General features: G+C 64.0%; 14 protein-coding genes. 11 read left to right on the forward strand and 3 right to left on the reverse strand.

The genetic code is table 11. The features are described 5' to 3' along the window. Positions 1-13 precede the first annotated feature (13 nt). The 3 genes from J1C48_RS12890 to J1C48_RS12900 form a co-directional block, all read right to left on the reverse strand. The gene (locus J1C48_RS12890) at positions 14-1660 is read right to left on the reverse strand and encodes a phospholipase C (RefSeq protein WP_207258272.1); all 1647 of its coding nucleotides are present in this window, start codon (positions 1658-1660) and stop codon (positions 14-16) included. Positions 1661-2110: 450 nt separating this feature from the next. Continuing rightward, positions 2111-2620, reverse strand: coding sequence for a protein-export chaperone SecB (gene secB / locus J1C48_RS12895; protein WP_207258273.1), 510 nt, complete (start codon positions 2618-2620; stop codon positions 2111-2113). A gap of 172 nt (positions 2621-2792) precedes the next feature. Further along, positions 2793-3344: an FxsA family protein gene (locus J1C48_RS12900; RefSeq protein ID WP_207258274.1), complete on the reverse strand. Its 552-nt coding sequence runs from the start codon at positions 3342-3344 to the stop codon at positions 2793-2795. 178 nt (positions 3345-3522) lie between these two features. On the opposite strand from J1C48_RS12900, the gene J1C48_RS12905 reads away from it, so the two are divergent. The 11 genes from J1C48_RS12905 (at position 3523) to J1C48_RS12955 (ending at position 14938) form a co-directional block, all read left to right on the forward strand. Continuing rightward, a complete protein-coding gene (locus J1C48_RS12905; RefSeq protein ID WP_207258275.1) occupies positions 3523-4230 on the forward strand; it encodes a Tim44/TimA family putative adaptor protein in 708 nt (235 codons plus the stop codon). 24 nt (positions 4231-4254) lie between these two features. Continuing rightward, entirely contained in the window at positions 4255-5352 is a 1098-nt protein-coding gene (gene mltA, locus J1C48_RS12910; protein ID WP_207258276.1) for a murein transglycosylase A, read from the forward strand. Continuing rightward, positions 5349-5933, forward strand: a complete 585-nt coding sequence (locus J1C48_RS12915; protein ID WP_207258277.1) for a Smr/MutS family protein — start codon at positions 5349-5351, stop codon at positions 5931-5933. Before mltA ends, J1C48_RS12915 begins: the two co-directional genes overlap by 4 nt. Continuing rightward, on the forward strand, positions 5930-6337 hold the full coding sequence (locus tag J1C48_RS12920; protein WP_207258278.1) for a helix-turn-helix domain-containing protein: 408 nt from the start codon (positions 5930-5932) through the stop codon (positions 6335-6337). The genes J1C48_RS12915 and J1C48_RS12920 overlap by 4 nt, the downstream gene beginning before the upstream one ends. 580 nt (positions 6338-6917) lie before the next feature. Then, the gene (gene mdh / locus J1C48_RS12925) at positions 6918-7880 is read left to right on the forward strand and encodes a malate dehydrogenase (protein WP_207258279.1); all 963 of its coding nucleotides are present in this window, start codon (positions 6918-6920) and stop codon (positions 7878-7880) included. Between the two features lie 82 nt (positions 7881-7962). After that, positions 7963-9153: an ADP-forming succinate--CoA ligase subunit beta gene (sucC, locus tag J1C48_RS12930; protein ID WP_207258280.1), complete on the forward strand. Its 1191-nt coding sequence runs from the start codon at positions 7963-7965 to the stop codon at positions 9151-9153. A gap of 231 nt (positions 9154-9384) precedes the next feature. Next, complete coding sequence (locus tag J1C48_RS12935) at positions 9385-10008, forward strand: hypothetical protein (protein ID WP_207258281.1); 624 nt, start codon at positions 9385-9387, stop codon at positions 10006-10008. A 151-nt stretch (positions 10009-10159) separates the two neighbouring features. After that, positions 10160-10417 (forward strand): DUF6364 family protein, encoded by a 258-nt coding sequence (locus J1C48_RS12940; RefSeq protein WP_207258282.1) that lies wholly within the window; start codon positions 10160-10162, stop codon positions 10415-10417. A 1-nt stretch (position 10418) separates the two neighbouring features. After that, positions 10419-10817: a PIN domain-containing protein gene (locus tag J1C48_RS12945; RefSeq protein ID WP_231081778.1), complete on the forward strand. Its 399-nt coding sequence runs from the start codon at positions 10419-10421 to the stop codon at positions 10815-10817. Between the two features lie 45 nt (positions 10818-10862). Beyond that, positions 10863-11783: a succinate--CoA ligase subunit alpha gene (gene sucD / locus J1C48_RS12950; protein WP_207258283.1), complete on the forward strand. Its 921-nt coding sequence runs from the start codon at positions 10863-10865 to the stop codon at positions 11781-11783. A gap of 170 nt (positions 11784-11953) precedes the next feature. Next, complete coding sequence (locus tag J1C48_RS12955; protein WP_231081779.1) at positions 11954-14938, forward strand: 2-oxoglutarate dehydrogenase E1 component; 2985 nt, start codon at positions 11954-11956, stop codon at positions 14936-14938. Positions 14939-15012 lie beyond the last annotated feature (74 nt).

A 15012-nucleotide genomic window follows, 5' to 3' on the forward strand; every position in this document is an offset into this window, starting at 1 on the left:
AGCGCTCCCTCGCTTAATGCTTGATTTCACCGGTTTCCGCATCGAGCACCAGTTTGGCCTGGCGCGGGTGAGACCAGTCGAACATCGCATCGAGCGATCCGGCGGTGGCGTCGAACGAGCCCTGGCCGATGCGCTGACCGCCGAGCCAGTTGTCCTCGACGAACCGGATCACCGACGATTGGTCGGTCAGGGTGTGGTCGACGAAATTCTTCTTGGCGTAGGGCGAGATGGCGAGAAGCGGCAACCGTGGACCGGGCCCGCAGCGTCCGTTCGCCGGCTCGCCGCTCACGCCCGGCAAGGGGGTGCCGGCGCCGCAACGATCGCCATTCAGGACGTCAAAGCCCTTGGCGTCGGATGAATTCGTCACCCGCGCATGGGCGTGGTCGTACCAGCCATCGGAGTCGTCCCAAAGCACCAGAACTGCCGTGTCCTTCCAGAACGGCGAGGCCTGAAGCGCGTTGACGACCGTGACGACGAAGGTCTGCTCGTCCAGCGGATCGGAATAGCCGGCGTGGCCGTCCTGATATCCGGCCGCTTTGAGAAAGCTGACGGCCGGAAGATTGCCGGCTTTCAGCGCGGCGTAAAAGTCCGTCATGTCGTACTGATGGTTGGCGCCGCCGTCGTCGCCGGTGCCGATCGAGGCCACCGATTTCGGCCGCACATGGGTCGGATTGGCCGTCGATGCGAAGTACTGGAAAGGTTGATGATGGGGGATGTAGTCGACTTCGGCGACCTTGGTGACATCGGACAGGGTCGAGCGTTTGCAGCCGGTGGTGCCATTCGCATTGGTGATGGCAAGATCGAAGCCGCCTTCGAACCAGCCCCAGCTGATATGATGCTGGTTGAGCAGATCGCCGATGTTGCGGCCATACATCGCCACAGTCCCGCCGGGCTTGGAGCAGACGTCGCCGGTCGGATCGGAATCGCCGATCATCGTCCAACCGCCGTTGCCATCCGGAATTTCGTGGCCACGGTCGTAGCTGCCGTCCTTGCCGGTCGTAAACCCGGGCAGCGGCATCGCGCCGTTGGTCTGGCCGGCAATCAGGTTGATCGCGCCGGGGGTCGACGGTCCGTAGGTCGTTCCGAAGGAATTGTCGCTCATGGCAAAGTTTTGGGCATAGTTCCACAGCGCAGTCACGGTGTTGCCGTCGTAGTAGCCCATCACTTGGCCCTTGGTGCCGAAGCTTCCGGCGCCGCCTTTCGAGCCGCGGCCGGTCTCGAGCGGAAAGAGATCCATTTTGAAGTCGTCGAAGGCGGCCTGTTCAGGGGCGTAGGCGTGGTTCTGGTCGGCCGTCGCCGCCTGGCTGCGGTCGAGACGGAACGGCAGTGAAGCATCCTTGCCGTTCTTGACGTTGGTCTTGTTGGGATTTGTTGTGATCAGATCGGCGTGCTCGAGCGTGTCGACGGTGTCGTTGCCGGGCAGGCCGGGCGTTGCCTTCGCTGCCGTAAAGGGCGGCTCACCCGCGGGGTTTGCCGCGTGCGGGTAGGTGGCGAAATAATGGTCGAAAGAGACGTTTTCCTGGAAGACGACCACGAGATGCTTGATCGGCGTCCTCGTCGCCGGCCCGTCTGTCTTGGGCGCCGCAGAAGCGCTGGCGGCGAGGCCGAGAGCAGCGACACTCGACAGGAGGATGGCGGCGGCGGAGGATTGGCAAGCCATGGTGGCGCTTCCTTTTGACGTTGGGACCGGACCGGAAGGTCGACACGTCCGAAGCGTAATCACTGAACATGGCACTTGCATTTCAATGCGGGCATTATTTTAAAAGCTTTATAAACTATCAGATCGACATGCAAAAAAATCAGTCGATTCAAAGGCATTTTGCGTGTGGCCGCGAGCAAGGCCGGCTCGCCGCCCGGGATATCAGGCCGTTAGCGCCCTGCGTCTTATCGGACGCAGAAAGGTCGCTCTCACCCTTTGAATCGACGCATCGTGCTTTGCCGAAAATCGATTCCGATGTTCGGGCCGATGCTGCCGTCGTGCTTGTCTCTGCGCCCGCTGACTGGCCGCGACGCTGCGCATGAACGACAAACGCCGGCGCGTTGATCCGCGCCGGCGCTTGTTGGTGTGGAAGAGGACCGCTTCTGGACGAGGGAACGGATCAGCCGTTGCTCAGGCGGTCTGCACCTGCTGACGGGCCTGCTCTTCGGCCATCCGCTGCTGGAAAAGCTGGGCGAAGTCGATCGGGTCGATCATCAGCGGCGGGAAGCCGCCATTGCGGGTGACGTCCGCCACGACCTGCCGGGCGAAGGGGAAGAGCAGCCGCGGGCATTCGATGAACAACAGCGGCAGGAGATGCTCCTGCGGGAAGTTCTGGACGCGGAAGACGCCGCCATATTCCAGTTCCACGTGGAACAGCATGTTGGCGCCTTCGCCGGCCTTGGCGTTCAGCGTCAGACGCACATCGTAATCGTCCTGGCCTTCGACGATCTGGTTGGCGCCGACATTGACGCCGATGTTGATCGACGGGCCCTGCGACTGGCTACGCAGAATCGCCGGCGCATTCGGGCTTTCGAAGGAGAGGTCCTTGATGTACTGGGTGAGGACGTTGAGGCTCGGCTGCGGGCCGTCTTCGCTGGCGGCCGCGCCGTTGGCACCGGTGTTTTCGTTGATCTCGGACATGCTCGACCTTTCTGTTCGGTTCCGATCGAGGTCGCGGCCTTCTGGCGACCCGGAGGATGTCGAGCCTGCCGAAAGAGCATGCCCGACGGAGAATTCGTCGGGGCCGAGCGCTAGCATGCAGCCATCGTGATCACAAGGCGCGGCGCCTAGGCCGCCCGCGATCCGGCCGTCGTCAGTGCAGCGTGCGCCCCGGCGGCGGACCGTTCGGCCCGCGATCCTCGCTCGGATGCCATGGCGACGACGGGTCCGGCTGACGGTGATAATCCTCGCCGGACAGGTCCACGACGTCGGGCGCCTGCTGGCGCGCGCCGTCACGCGGCTCGCCGGGCCGTCCCGCAAAGCCGCGGGCGGTGTGGTTCTGCGCCATCACCACCACCCGTTTGCTCAGCGAGCTGCGGATGACGTTCCGAATGCCCGGCACGAACAGCAGAAAGCCGATCGTGTCGGTGACAAGGCCGGGGGTGAGAAGCAGCAGCCCCGCGGCCATGATCATCACCCCGTCGACCAGTTCGCGTCCTGGCACATGGCCGGTACTGATCTCGGCCTGGATGCGTTGCAGCGTGCTCAAACCCTGACGTTTCAGCAACAGCGATCCGAGCATCGCCGTCACCACGACCAGGGCGAGCGTCGGCCACAAGCCGATGAGATTGCCGACCACGATGAACACGGCGATTTCCATCGCCGGAATGATCAGCAGGAAGAACGGAATCAGCGCGAAAGGCATGTCGGTCGGTCCTTCTTGTCCCAGCCGTCTGGGTGAGGGCGGGGCGAGGGCAAGCAGGCAGTTTTGCCGTTGGTTTCGACAGGTAGATAGGGAGTGCGACAACGGATTTGAATGCACGCCCGCGCATCTCTATATGGAGGCCATTCCAGCCGAGAAAACTTTAAGGTAACAGCGCGCGATGGGTTTGGGGACGATTATCTTAGTTGTGATTGCGGCGGTCGTCCTGTTTCAGCTGCGCAACGTGCTGGGTCGGCGAACCGGGAATGAGCGTCCGCCCTTCGATCCTTATTCGCGTCCGGATACGCCGCGCGAGGAGGCGGCATCCAACGGCAATGTCGTCACCCTCCCGCAGCGTCGCGCGGAGGACGACGAAGGGGTGCCGGCGCGGGTGCTTTACGAGAAGGTCGATAAGGTCGCGGTGCCTGGCAGCCCGCTGAACGCCGAGCTGCGCAAGATCCGCGACGTCGATACCGAATTCGATCCGGTCGAGTTTCTTGATGGCGCCAAGGTCGCCTATGAGATGGTGGTGAACGCGTTTGCCGACGGCGATCGCCGGTTACTCAAGGGGCTGTTGTCGTCCGAGGTCTATGCGGATTTCGACAAGGCGATCGCCGAGCGCGAGGCGGCGGGGCAAACGATGAATTCGTCCTTCATCGGCATCGACGAGGCCAAGCTCGTCGCCGCCGAGCTGAAGGGGCGGGAGGCGCAGCTCACGGTGCGCTTCGTCTCGCAGCTGATCAGCGCCACACTCGGGCCGAATAGCGAGGTCGTCGATGGCGATCCGGAGGCCGTGGTTGAGGTTCGCGACGTCTGGATCTTCGCTCGCGACACGCGCTCGCGCGATCCCAATTGGAAGCTCGTCGGTACTGAATCCGACGAGGCGTGACGGTTTCGATCCCAGAGGCGGGCGATGGTGGGGTTTGTCTCGCGCTCTTTTGACGCGCTGGCCGGATTTGGCGAGGCCGACCTTCGGGCGGCCTTTTCGGCGTTCCGGCAAAGTGCCGCGCGCTTGTCGGACGGTGCCTTCGACACCGGGTCGCTCGGCATTCGGGCTGCCGCCTATCGCCCTGCCGCCGCTGCGGCGCTTGCCGCTGGCGCGATCGACGATCCGGCCGCCGCTCGGCAGTTCTTTGCGACGCATTTCGTGCCCGTCGCGCTGCGGCCGGAGACGGGGCAGGGCTTTCTGACCGGCTATTACGAGCCGGTGGTCGAGGCCTCGCGGGTCAAAACGGCCGCGTTTGGCTTTCCCCTCTATGGCCGACCGAAGGATCTGATCAAGATCGACGCGATCAATCGGCCGCCGGGCTTCGATCCCGACATGCGGTTCGCTCGCCAGCTCGATTGCGGGATGATCGGCGAATATTTTGACCGGGCGGCGATCGAGGCTGGCGCCCTGAAAGGCCGTGGGCTCGAAATCGCCTGGCTGAAGAGCAAGATCGACGCCTTCTTCATCCATGTCCAGGGCTCGGCACGCCTGCATATGCAGGACGGCAGCGACATGCGCGTCGGCTATGTGGCCAAGAGCGGCCAGGCTTTTACCGCGATCGGCCGCAGCCTGGTCGAGGAGGGCGCGCTGACCCTTGCCGAGGCGGACATGGCCGGCATCCGCCGCTGGCTCGATCAGCATCCCGATCGCCGCGACGAAGTGCTCAATCGCAACCGCTCCTTCATCTTCTTCGCCATCATGCCGGTCAACGATCCGGCGCTCGGGCCGATCGGCGCGGCCAAGGTGCCGCTGACGCCGCTCGCCTCGATCGCCGTCGATCGGCTGCTGGCGACATACGGCGTGCCCTATTTCATCGCCTCCGATAGCCTGATGATCGAGGCCAAGCCATTCCGCCGGGTGATGGTCGCTCAGGATACCGGCTCGGCGATCCTCGGGCCGGCCCGGGCGGATATTTTCGTCGGCACGGGCGATGCTGCCGGTGCGCTGGCGGGCACGATCCGGCACGCGGCGGATTTCCATGTGCTCGTGCCACCGGACCTGGCCACCGAGCTGGTGCGATGAGGCGGCGCCGGATCCTCAGTGACGAAGACAAGCGCCTGTGGGCGAGCGTTGCCCGGCAGGCGGTGCCGCTCAAGGGCAAGGCGATGCCGGTCGTTCCGGCCGATCCGCGGCCGCCGGCGATCGATGGGGCGTTACCTCCGCCGACCGCAGGCAACAAAGGCCCGCTTCAAGCCCAGCCGCAGGTGACGATGGGCGCGGCGGGTTCGGGCAATCCGGCTAAAGGCGGCGCGCTGGCTTCGCAACATCCGATCGAGCGACCGACCCGCCGCAAGATCGCCAAGGGCCGCATCGCCATCGAGGCGCGGATCGACTTGCATGAGATGACCCAGACGGCGGCCTATGCGGCGCTTTCGGGCTTTCTCGCCCAGGCGCAGGCGATGGGCCTGCGCCACGTTCTCGTCATCACGGGTCGCGGCATGCCGGGCGGCTCGCGCGGCATCCTGCGCCGGGTGGTGCCGCAATGGTTCGCGAGCGCGCTGTTTCGGCCGCTGGTCTCCGGCTTTGACCGGGCCGAGCGTCATCATGGCGGCGACGGCGCGCTGTATGTCCGGGTGCGGCGGCCGGGCGGGAGGGCGCCATGACGCCTTTCGGCGAAAAGGTTCGCGCGTTGCGGCGCGAGCGCAACATCACCCAGCAGGACATGGCGCGGGCGCTCGGCGTTTCCTCGGCCTATCTCTCGGCGCTGGAGCATGGACGGCGGGGCCGTCCGACCTGGGCGATGCTGCAGCGGATCATCGGCTATCTGAACGTGATCTGGGATGATGCCGAGGAGCTCGAGCGGCTGGCCGAACTGTCGGATCCGAAAATCGTCGTCGACACCGGCGGCCTGTCGCCCGTCGCGACACGGCTCGCCAACCGCTTGGCAGAATCGATCACCTCGCTCAATGGCGAGGAGGTGGCGCAGGTTCTGGACACGCTCGAACGGGTGAGCCTCTCCGCCGAAGCCCGGCGTAAGGCGCGATTGCAGGCTCGGCGCGGGCGCTGAGCCGGACATGGGTTGCCGACTGGCGGGCATGAAGGGTCCGGCCGGTGGGGTAGACCAAGACGGCCGCGGGCGTTAGAGCACCCCCTGCATCTGATCGGACGCAGAAAGGTCGCTCTCACCCTTTGAATCGACGCATCGTGCTTTGCCGAAAATCGATTCCGATTGTCGGGCCGATGCTGTAGATCGGCGAGCGTTGGATCGGTGAAGCGCGCCGGATCGCGCTTGACGGGCTGGCCGCGCGCCGGCCGAGTTCTTTTGGCGACATGTGCAAATTCTTACTTTTACGTAAATTGGAATCCATCTAAACGATTGTATTTCCTCACCCGATATTTTGCTTGTTGCATGCGAACTGAGACAGGTCTAAGCGTGCCCATCAACGGGGGCACCGTTGCATTGCAGCATGGCGAGCCGGCCAGACCGGAGAAGTCGCCACCTTGCATGGTCTCGATGCCCGATGCGCGATGCCGCAACGATCCCGGTTCAACTCATGAGCTTCGGGATCTGCGACAGGCGCGATGTTCTCGGCGGACGACGCGGTCAGGAGGGACCGATCGCCGCGACAACTTAAGGGATTGAGACTTTGGCTCGTAAGAAGATCGCACTCATCGGTTCCGGCATGATCGGCGGCACGCTCGCCCATCTGGCCAGTCTGAAGGAACTCGGCGACGTCGTTATGTTCGACATTGCCGAGGGCACGCCGCAGGGTAAGGCGCTTGACATTGCTGAGTCCGGTCCGGTCGAAGGCTTCGACGCCAAGCTGTCGGGCGCCAACGACTACGCCGCCATTGAAGGCGCCGATGTCTGCATCGTCACGGCCGGCGTGCCGCGCAAGCCGGGCATGAGCCGCGACGATCTGCTCGGCACCAACCTGAAGGTCATGGAGCAGGTCGGCGCCGGTATCGCCAAATACGCGCCGAACGCCTTCGTCATCTGCATCACCAACCCGCTCGACGCGATGGTCTGGGCGCTGCAGAAGTTTTCCGGCCTGCCCAAGGAGAAGGTCGTCGGCATGGCCGGCGTGCTCGACTCCTCGCGCTTCCGCACCTTCCTCGCCGAGGAATTCAACGTTTCGGTCCAGGACGTGACCGCTTTCGTGCTCGGCGGCCATGGCGATACGATGTGCCCGCTGCCGCGCTACTCGACCGTCGCCGGGATCCCGCTGACCGATCTCGTCAAGATGGGCTGGTGCACGGCCGAGCGTCTGGAACAGATCATCCAGCGCACCCGTGACGGCGGCGCCGAGATCGTCGGCCTGTTGAAGACCGGTTCGGCCTATTACGCGCCGGCCGCTTCCGCCATCGAGATGGCCGAAGCCTATCTGAAGGACAAGAAGCGGGTTCTGCCCTGCGCGGCCCATCTGTCGGGCCAGTACGGCCTCTCCGACATGTATGTCGGCGTTCCCTGCGTCATCGGCGAGGGCGGCATCGAGCGCGTCATCGAGATCGACCTGAACGGCGATGAGAAGGCCCAGTTCGAAAAGTCGGTCACCGCCGTCAAGGGCCTGATGGAGGCCTGTCAGGGCATCGCCCCGAGCCTGAAGTAATTTTGACAAAGCCGGGGCCGGCGCTCCGGCTTTTCGCCATTTCCTCCGCCGTCAAGGCTGAAACGAGAGACCGGACACTTCCATGAACATCCACGAATATCAGGCCAAGGAAGTCCTGAAAGGGTACGGCGCCCCCGTTGCGCAAGGCGTGGCGATCACCAGCGTCGACGAGGCGGAGGCTGCCGCCAGGCAGCTTCCCGGCCCGCTTTACGTCGTCAAGAGCCAGATCCATGCGGGCGGTCGCGGCAAGGGCAAGTTCAAGGAGCTCGGCCCTGACGCCAAGGGCGGCGTGCGCCTCGCCAAGTCGATCGACGAAGTCGTAGCGAACGCCAAGGAGATGCTCGGCAACACCCTTGTCACCAAGCAGACCGGCGAGGCCGGCAAGCAGGTGAACCGCCTCTATATCGAGGACGGCGCCGATATCGACCGCGAGCTTTATCTCTCGCTGCTGGTCGACCGCTCGGTCGGCAAGGTCGCCTTCGTCGCCTCGACCGAGGGCGGCATGGACATCGAGACCGTCGCCGAAGAGACCCCGGACAAGATCGTCACCGTGCCGATCGATCCGATCGCCGGCGTGACCGCGGCCGACGCCGAGAAGCTCTGCTCGGCTCTCCATCTTGGCGGTGCCGCCAAGGTCGACGGCATGCAGCTCTTCCCGATCCTCTACAAAGCCTTCACCGAGAAGGACATGAGCCTGCTCGAGATCAATCCGCTGATCGTCATGACCGACGGCCATCTGCGGGTGCTCGACGCCAAGGTGTCCTTCGATGGCAACGCGCTGTTCCGCCATGACGACATCAAGGCGCTGCGCGACGAGTCGGAAGAGGACGCCAAGGAGATCGAGGCGTCGAAATACGACCTCGCTTATGTCGCCCTCGATGGCGACATCGGCTGCATGGTCAACGGCGCGGGCCTGGCCATGGCGACGATGGACATCATCAAGCTCTACGGCAAGGAGCCGGCGAACTTCCTCGACGTCGGCGGCGGCGCCAACAGAGAGAAGGTCACCGCAGCCTTCAAGATCATCACCGCCGATCCGAATGTGAAGGGCATTCTGGTCAACATCTTCGGTGGCATCATGCGCTGCGACGTCATCGCCGAGGGCGTCGTCGCGGCGGTCAAGGATGTCGGGCTGAAGGTGCCGCTGGTGGTGCGCCTCGAAGGCACCAATGTCGACAAGGGCAAGGCGATTCTCGATGCCTCGGGTCTCAATATTACCCCGGCCGACGATCTCGACGACGCCGCCAAGAAGATCGTCGCCGCCGTCGGCTGACGCGCTGAGCGGTCTCGCCGCCGATCGATTCGCCCCGAGGCTGGCATTTTGGGATGCCGGGCTCGGGGCGCCGTGTTTTTCGCGGAGCCGACCCCGGACGATGCGGCCGCGAAACCTCGACTGCAGCCGAAACTTGCTCTTCGGCCGCTGCTTCGCCACGATCGCGGGGCAGTCAGGGCAGCGGATGGGCACGCCGTTTTGCCGGACATGACCATCGAGGGAGGATCTGAGATGACACTTAACGCCAAGCCCATGGCGGCTGCCTGTTTGCGCCTGTCCCTTTCGCTGCCGCTTGCCGCGACCTTTGCCGCCTGTGTGGCTGGCTCTGCCGGCGCCGCGCAGGTCACACTGCCGATCACGACGCCGCCGAAGGATGCGACACCCGATATCGCGCAATATCTGGAAATTTGCTCGGCCGGCATGAAGAACGTGCCGGAGGCCGGGAAGATCGCGATGGCCAAGGGCTGGAAGATCCCGAAGGCCGATCAGTCCGGCATGGCCGGCGGAGCGGCCGCTTCCGGCATGTTCACCGCCACCAAGGGCGATGGCAGTTTCGTCACCATCACCCGCGTGCCGTTCCCACATGTCACCGCGACGAGCTGCCAGATGGTGCTGTCGAAGAAGCCGCAGGATTTCGATCCGGCGGTGATGACCCAGATCGACGGCGTCGTCGGCGGCGCGCCGATGCCGGGCCTTGCCGGCAACAAGGCGTCGCTGTGGAGCTTCGTCGACGACACCGGCCAGGTGGTCACCATGACCGCGATCCCGGCCGGCGGCACGCGCTTCGTTCTGACCATGGGCCGGGCGGAACTCACCAAGCTCGGCAAGGACGCCGGCGCCAAGCCGGCCGGATGATCGGCGATTGGGCGAAGCTGAAGCGCGGTGGCGGTTAAAACCGCCGCAATCGCCTTTCGCGCGCTGGCGCGGTTGATCGCGGTTGCATGTGTCATCCGCACAGGATATGTGCTCCACATAACCCGTGTTGGAGCGCGATCGGCTCGCCGTCATGGCCAAGAATATCACCCTCGCCATCGACGAGGATCTCCTCGACAAGGTGCGCGTCCTCGCCGCGATCAAGCGGACGAGCGTGAACGAGCTTGTGCGGACCTATCTGCAGCGCCTGGTCGCACAGGAGCAGGAACGGGACGAGGTGACCGAAGAGCTGCTCAAGCTTTCGCGCGACAGCAAGGCCGACATGGGCAACTGGCGGCCCAGTCGCGACGAGACCTGTTCCGGAGAGCCGCGTTTTGATCGCTGGCGCTGAGGTGTTTCTTGACACCAACATCTTCATCTACGCCGCGACCGCCCAGGCGAGCGAGCCGGCCAAATGGCAGGTCGCTCACGGCCTGCTCACGACGGCGTTTGGCACAAGCGGACAAGTGCTGGCTGAATTCTACGCCCATGCCATTCGCACGAAGCCTGTACCGGTTCCGCCGGACGAGGCCCGGCGCTGGGTATCGCTGCTCGGCCGCAAGCCCTGCGTCCCGCTCGACGACCGCCTGGTGCTCGCCGGCATCGATGTGGCGCAGCGCTTTCAGATTTCGGTTGGACGCGGCGCGATCATCGCCGCCGCGGCGCGCCTCGGGGCCACGACCCTTTACACCGAAGATCTCAGCCACGGTCAGGCCTACGGGTCGGTGACCGCCATCAATCCGTTTCTGTAACGCCCTCCTGTCGCAGCAGGGTGACCTTCAAGGAGTAGCAACACCATGTCCATTCTGGTCGACAAGAACACCAAGGTCATCGTTCAGGGCCTGACCGGCAAGACCGGCACCTTCCACACCGAGCAGGCGCTGGCCTATTTCGGCACGCAGATGGTCGCCGGCATTCACCCGAAGAAGGGTGGCGAGACCTGGACGGCGGGTGAAGGCGCCAGGGACAAGGCGGGCACCGAGCTGCCCATCTTCGCCACCGTCGGAGAGGCCAAGGAAGCGACCGGTGCCACCGCCTCGGTGATCTACGTTCCGCCGGCAGGGGCCGCCGCCGCCATCGTCGAAGCGATCGACGCCGGGATCGATCTCATCACCTGCATCACCGAGGGGATCCCGGTTTCCGACATGGTGACCGTCAAGGCCAAGCTGGAGAAATCCTCATCGCGCCTGATCGGCCCGAACTGCCCGGGCGTTCTGACGCCGGAAGAATGCAAGATCGGCATCATGCCGGGCAATATCTTCAAGAAGGGCAATGTCGGCATCGTCTCGCGCTCCGGAACGCTGACCTACGAAGCGGTCTTCCAGACCTCGAACGAGGGCCTCGGCCAGACCACGGCGGTCGGCATTGGCGGTGATCCGGTCAAGGGCACCGAATTCATCGACGTGCTCGAGATGTTCCTGGCTGACGAGGCGACGAAGTCGATCATCATGATCGGCGAGATCGGCGGTTCGGCCGAAGAGGATGCGGCGCAGTTTCTCAAGGACGAGGCCGCCAAGGGCCGCAAGAAACCGATGGTCGGTTTCATCGCTGGCCGCACGGCGCCGAAGGGCCGCACCATGGGCCATGCTGGTGCGGTCGTCTCCGGCGGCAAGGGTGGCGCCGAGGACAAGATCGCCGCGATGGAAGCGGCCGGCATCCGCGTTTCGCCATCGCCGGCTCGTCTCGGCACGACGCTGAGCGAAGTCCTGAAGGGCTGAGCCGCAGCGGAAAGAAACGAAAGATGAAGGCTTTGCCAGGTAAAAGCCATGGCAAAGCCGAATTTGCGGCCGAAGGGTCGTGGCGTCTGTAACCGGTTTTAGGGATGCGCCCGGCCGGACCAAATGATTCCGATAGGAGGCGGCGCCTGTCCCGCGCCGCGAACTCGAACATGTCACGCAGCCAAGCGAACGATCATTTCGCTCTTTCCTCCTTCCTCTATGGCGGCAATGCCGATTACATTGAGGAGCTTTACGCCCGCTACGAGGACGACCCCGCGTCCGTCGACGCCGCGTGGGGCGACTTCTTCAAGCAGCTCGGCGATGGCCGAGAGGATGTGAAGAAGAATGCGGACGGTCCGTCCTGGAGTCGTGACAATTGGCCGATCCCGATGAATGGCGAGCTGGTCTCGGCCCTTGACGGCAATTGGGGCTCGGTCGAACAGCGCATCGAAACCAAGGTCAAGGAAAAGGCTAAGGCGGACGGCGCCACGCCGTCTGGCGACGCTTTAAATCGCGCCAGCCGCGACTCCGTCCGCGCGTTGATGCTGATTCGCGCCTATCGGGTGCGGGGCCATTTGCACGCCAAGCTCGACCCGCTCGGCATCGCCAAGTCGGCCGACGACGATTACAACGAGCTGTCGCCCAAGGCCTACGGCTTTACCGAAGCCGACTACGACCGCAAGATCTACATCGACAATGTCCTCGGCATGGAATTTGCGACCATCCGCCAGATGGTCGACATCCTGGAGCGCACCTATTGCTCGACCTTCGGCGTCGAGTTCATGCACATCTCCAATCCCGAGGAGAAGGCCTGGCTGCAGGAGCGGATCGAGGGCCCGGACAAGGGCGTCGAGTTCACCGCCCAGGGCAAGCGGGCGATCCTCAACAAGCTGATCGAGGCCGAGGGCTTCGAGAAATTTCTCGACGTCAAATACAAGGGCACCAAGCGCTTCGGTCTCGACGGCGGCGAAGCGCTGATCCCGGCGCTTGAGCAGATTATCAAGCGCGGTGGTCAGCTGGGCTTGAAGGAAATCGTCTTCGGCATGGCCCATCGCGGCCGCTTGAACGTGCTCTCTCAGGTCATGGCCAAACCCCATCGGGCGATCTTCCACGAGTTCAAGGGCGGATCGTTCAAGCCCGACGACGTCGAAGGCTCGGGCGACGTGAAGTACCATCTCGGCGCTTCGTCCGATCGCGAGTTCGATCAGAACAAGGTGCATCTGTCGCTGACCGCCAACCCGTCGCATCTGGAGATCGTCGATCCGGTGGTGATGGGCAAGGCCCGCGCCAAGCAGGATCAGATCGCCGGGCGGGCCCGCAACGAGGTGGTGCCGCTCGATACCCGCGCGCAGATCCTGCCGCTTCTGATCCACGGCGACGCGGCCTTCGCTGGCCAGGGCGTCGTCGCCGAATGCTTTGGCCTGTCGGCGCTGCGCGGTCACCGGGTTGCCGGCACGGTGCATTTCATCATCAATAACCAGATCGGCTTCACCACCAATCCGCGCTTTTCGCGGTCGTCTCCCTATCCTTCGGACGTGGCGAAGACCGTCGAAGCGCCGATCTTCCACGTCAATGGCGACGATCCGGAAGCGGTGGTCTATGCGGCCAAGGTGGCCACGGAATTTCGCATGAAATTCCACAAGCCGGTGGTCATCGACATGTTCTGCTATCGGCGGTTCGGCCACAACGAGGGCGACGAGCCGGCCTTCACCCAGCCGATCATGTACAAGACCATCCGCAATCACCCCTCGACGCTGGAGATCTATGCCAAGAAGCTGGTCGCCGAGGGTCTGCTGAGCGACGAGGACGTCGAGAGCCGCCGCACCGAGTTTCGCAAGCAACTCGACGAAGAGTTCGAGGCCGGACAGAGCTATCTGCCCAACAAGGCTGATTGGCTGGACGGAGCCTGGTCGGGCCTGCGCAAGGCCGAGCAGGAGGACGAACCGCGGCGCGGCATCACCGGTGTGCCGATGAAGACGCTGAAGGAGATCGGCGGCAAACTGGCGACCGTGCCCGGCAGCTTCAACGTCCACCGGACCGTCAAGCGCTTCCTCGACAACCGGGCCGCGATCATCGAAAGCGGCGAGGGGATCGACTGGGCGACGGCCGAGGCGCTGGCGTTCGGCACGCTGGTCACCGAGGGCCATCCCGTGCGCTTGTCCGGCCAGGATGTCGAGCGCGGCACCTTCTCCCAGCGCCATTCGGTGCTTTACGACCAGGAGGACGAAAGCCGTTACATCCCCCTCGCCAATCTCGCCAAGGGTCAGGCGGTCTACGAGGCGATCAACTCGATGCTCTCGGAAGAGGCGGTGCTTGGCTACGAATACGGCTATTCGCTGGCCGAGCCGAACGCCCTGACGCTGTGGGAAGCGCAGTTCGGCGATTTCGCCAACGGCGCGCAGGTGGTCATCGACCAGTTCATCTCGTCGGGCGAGAGGAAGTGGCTGCGCATGTCGGGCCTCGTCCTGCTGCTGCCGCACGGCTATGAGGGCCAGGGTCCGGAACATTCGTCGGCGCGCCTGGAACGCTTCCTGCAGATGTGTGCGGAAGACAACATGCAGGTCGCCAACTGCTCGACGCCGGCCAACTATTTTCATGCCCTTCGCCGCCAGTTGAAGCGCGACTTCCGCAAGCCTTTGGTGCTGATGACGCCAAAGTCGCTGCTGCGTCACAAGCGGGCGATCTCGAAATTGGCCGATATGGCCGGCGAGACGAGCTTCCACCGGCTGCTGTGGGACGACGCCGAGATGGACAAAAACGCCGAGACCAAGCTGGTTTCGGACGACAAGATCCGGCGGGTCGTGATGTGCTCGGGCAAGGTCTATTACGACCTTTACGAGGAGCGCGAGAAGCGCGGCATCGACGACATCTACCTGTTGCGTCTCGAACAGCTTTATCCGTTCCCGGCCAAGGCGCTGATCTCCGAACTGTCGCGCTTCAAGCAGGCGGAGATGGTCTGGTGCCAGGAGGAGCCGAGAAACATGGGCGCCTGGTCCTTCATCGACCCTTATCTCGAATGGGTTCTGGACCATATCGACTCGGAAAAGCGCAGGGCTCGCTACACCGGTCGTCCGGCGGCGGCTTCGCCGGCCGCTGGCACCATGGCGAACCATTTGAAACAGCTTGCCGATTTCCTGCAGGACGCGCTCGGCTGATCGCCGGGCGGGTTCGTCCCGAAGGCTCTTGAACGCATTCCCATTAGAACGCCAATTCTGAACGAACGAGACTG

Origin of the sequence: Jiella flava, from assembly GCF_017349315.1 — a bacterium.
GTDB classification, from domain to species: domain Bacteria; phylum Pseudomonadota; class Alphaproteobacteria; order Rhizobiales; family Rhizobiaceae; genus Jiella; species Jiella flava.

Excerpts from the sequence above, each read along its gene's own strand:
- J1C48_RS12890 (WP_207258272.1), bottom strand. The coding sequence starts at position 1,660 with ATGGCTTGCCAATCCTCCGCCGCCGCCATCCTCCTGTCGAGTGTCGCT.
- secB (WP_207258273.1), bottom strand. The coding sequence starts at position 2,620 with ATGTCCGAGATCAACGAAAACACCGGTGCCAACGGCGCGGCCGCCAGC.
- J1C48_RS12900 (WP_207258274.1), bottom strand. The coding sequence starts at position 3,344 with ATGCCTTTCGCGCTGATTCCGTTCTTCCTGCTGATCATTCCGGCGATG.
- J1C48_RS12905 (WP_207258275.1), top strand. The coding sequence starts at position 3,523 with ATGGGTTTGGGGACGATTATCTTAGTTGTGATTGCGGCGGTCGTCCTG.
- mltA (WP_207258276.1), top strand. The coding sequence starts at position 4,255 with ATGGTGGGGTTTGTCTCGCGCTCTTTTGACGCGCTGGCCGGATTTGGC.
- J1C48_RS12915 (WP_207258277.1), top strand. The coding sequence starts at position 5,349 with ATGAGGCGGCGCCGGATCCTCAGTGACGAAGACAAGCGCCTGTGGGCG.
- J1C48_RS12920 (WP_207258278.1), top strand. The coding sequence starts at position 5,930 with ATGACGCCTTTCGGCGAAAAGGTTCGCGCGTTGCGGCGCGAGCGCAAC.
- sucC (WP_207258280.1), top strand. The coding sequence starts at position 7,963 with ATGAACATCCACGAATATCAGGCCAAGGAAGTCCTGAAAGGGTACGGC.
- J1C48_RS12935 (WP_207258281.1), top strand. The coding sequence starts at position 9,385 with ATGACACTTAACGCCAAGCCCATGGCGGCTGCCTGTTTGCGCCTGTCC.
- J1C48_RS12940 (WP_207258282.1), top strand. The coding sequence starts at position 10,160 with ATGGCCAAGAATATCACCCTCGCCATCGACGAGGATCTCCTCGACAAG.
- sucD (WP_207258283.1), top strand. The coding sequence starts at position 10,863 with ATGTCCATTCTGGTCGACAAGAACACCAAGGTCATCGTTCAGGGCCTG.
- J1C48_RS12955 (WP_231081779.1), top strand. The coding sequence starts at position 11,954 with ATGTCACGCAGCCAAGCGAACGATCATTTCGCTCTTTCCTCCTTCCTC.